Source organism: Nostoc sp. 'Peltigera membranacea cyanobiont' 213 (assembly GCF_002245975.1).
In the GTDB taxonomy this organism is placed as follows: domain Bacteria; phylum Cyanobacteriota; class Cyanobacteriia; order Cyanobacteriales; family Nostocaceae; genus Nostoc.
Genome location: NZ_NOLI01000321.1, coordinates 1 through 2,427 on the forward strand (window position 1 = coordinate 1; position 2,427 = coordinate 2,427).

The 2,427-nt window shown below is 39.8% G+C and carries 1 protein-coding gene and 1 pseudogene; both read right to left on the reverse strand.

Annotation, left to right across the window (positions count from 1 at the left end):
* Positions 1-76: 76 nt before the first annotated feature.
* Positions 77-1,813: pseudogene (locus CDG77_RS34545) on the reverse strand (MGH1-like glycoside hydrolase domain-containing protein); the annotation flags it as partial.
* Positions 1,814-2,019: 206 nt separating this feature from the next.
* Positions 2,020-2,355: a TetR family transcriptional regulator C-terminal domain-containing protein gene (locus CDG77_RS34550; protein ID WP_094333614.1), complete on the reverse strand. Its 336-nt coding sequence runs from the start codon at positions 2,353-2,355 to the stop codon at positions 2,020-2,022.
* Positions 2,356-2,427 lie beyond the last annotated feature (72 nt).

Here is a 2,427-nt window from a genome sequence, read left to right on the forward strand (position 1 = left end):
ATCGATTGAGTAAGGTTTCATTATAGTTCTTAATGCACTATTACTTACTGTACCTCATGCACCTCGAAAATGCTGTATTTAAACAATACATCCCCATCCAACTAGTACCATCAGATTGGTCAATATGTCCACCTGTAGGAAGGGCTGCACTGCGGTCAAATACGCCAATATTATCTAATCCTAAAAATCCTCCTTGAAAGACATTATTCCCTTCAGCATCCTTACGATTCACCCACCAGGTAAAATTGAGCATCAGCTTTTGAAAAACCCTTTCTAAAAACTGTCGGTCTGTTCGCCCGTAAATCTTCTGTTCAATCTTATAAATGCGCCAAGTTGCCCAAGCATGAACAGGGGGATTAACATCACCAAATGCCCACTCATAAGCAGGGATTTGCCCATTAGGATGCATATACCATTCCCGTGTGAGAACATCCAATTGGTACTTAGCAAAATCTGGGTCAATCATTGCCAAAGGAATAGTATGGAATGCTAAATCCCAAGCCGCAAACCAGGGATATTCCCACTTGTCAGGCATAGAGAGAATATCTTCATTGTAGAGATGAAACCACTCTTGATTTCTACCATTTTGCCTTTCTGCTGGGGGCGTTGGTGTGTTGCGATCGCCCTTCAACCAATTCTCTACAATATAATGATAAAATTGCTTACTCCACAGCATCCCAGCAAATGCTTGTCGTTGCACATTTCGCATATCTTCACTTAGAGGATATGGAGTAATACATTGATAAAATTCCTCAGCTTCTTGTTGTCGCTGACTAAAAATTACTTCAAATTCATTACCAAATGGCTCAACTAAATTTGGTGCATTACTGAGCCGCAATTTTATAGTTTTAGTTTCACCAGCTTCAACTGTTAAGACATAATTAGCAGATGCTTTTGTCCCCATTTTATCGGGATTAACTGCTGATTTTTGACCATTTATGATGTAGTCATTAATACCATCTTTCACATAAGCAGAGGTATTGGGAGAACCAAATAATCGCTGATAATTTGTCTCGTTGTCTGTAAAGAGAACCTCTGTTGCTTCCTGACAATACAACCACCTATTTCCTAAAGTTGGGTGAGATGCTTCAATGATATTGAAGCTATTATCTAATTTAATCTCTTTTAAAGTAGGTTTATCTGCATCTCCATTCCAACACCAAGTATTGCGAAACCAGAGGGTAGGTAACAGGTGCAATATCCTAGCTTCTGTACCTTGGTTGACTATTGTTATTTGAATGAGAATATCTTCAGCAGAATGCTTGGCATACTCCACAAAAACATCAAAATAGCGATTGTCATCAAATACACCTGTATCTAGGAGTTCAAATTCTGGCTCTTGACGATTTCGGCGTTGATTTTCTGCAACTAATTGGGAGTAGGGAAAGGCTGCATGAGGATATTTATACAGCGCTTTCATATATGAATGTGTGGGAGTGCTGTCTAAATAAAAGTAATATTCCTTAACATCTTCACCGTGATTACCTTCACTACCAGTTAGACCAAAAATTCTTTCTTTGAGAATAGAATCTTCACCATTCCAAAGAGCGATGTCTACGACGGGCTACGCCTACGCAAAACAAAGGCGTTGATGATTATCAGAAATACCAAAAATTCCATCTTCACCCCAACGGTAGGCGCGAGAACGAGCCTGATCGTGGGTGAAATAGTCCCAGGCTGTACCATTGGGGCTGTAGTCTTCGCGTACTGTTCCCCATTGGCGATCGCTTAAATATGGACTCCATCTGCGCCAATGGGCTATCTGATTTTGGGCTTCTGCTAATCTGATTTCTTCTTGGGTTGGAGTTGTCATCATCTCACCCTCTGCATATCTGCACTTTATTTTAATTAATTTGCTATATTGAGTATCACGTTTTTATCAAAGATGGGGCTGATATTTTGATTAAAATTGGCTAGGTGAATTGATAAATAAAAATCTAGGATAAACTCAGGAAAAATTTATATTAGTTTTTATTATCAAAATAAATGATCGTTTCGATACTATCTGCTCGTCAGCGTTCAAGATGATGCAAGTATTGCATTGATATGTCGCCGCACAAGATATTTTTGTTGATCTGCGGAGAACTGCTCAGGACAAATAACAACACCAGTGCCAATGCCATCCACAAGGGCGATAAGTGCATTGGCTTCGAGGGTTAAATCAAGATCGGCTCGAATCAGCAAGGCTTTTTGTAAGTCAGCTAACTCTTGACAAATAAGCTGCCGTAGAAGGTCATAGCGTTTTCGGTGTTCCTGAACAAGGCGATCGCGCCCAATAGAATAGCCCAAAAATGCCACCCAAACCTTCCAATGGGAGCAACGCGATTTTGTGAGGTCGGATCGAAAACCAGCGATCGCTAAAACTTACATTTGTGTATGAGGTAGTTTTATTTGCAATTAATATACGTAATTACATGAAAAAGCATC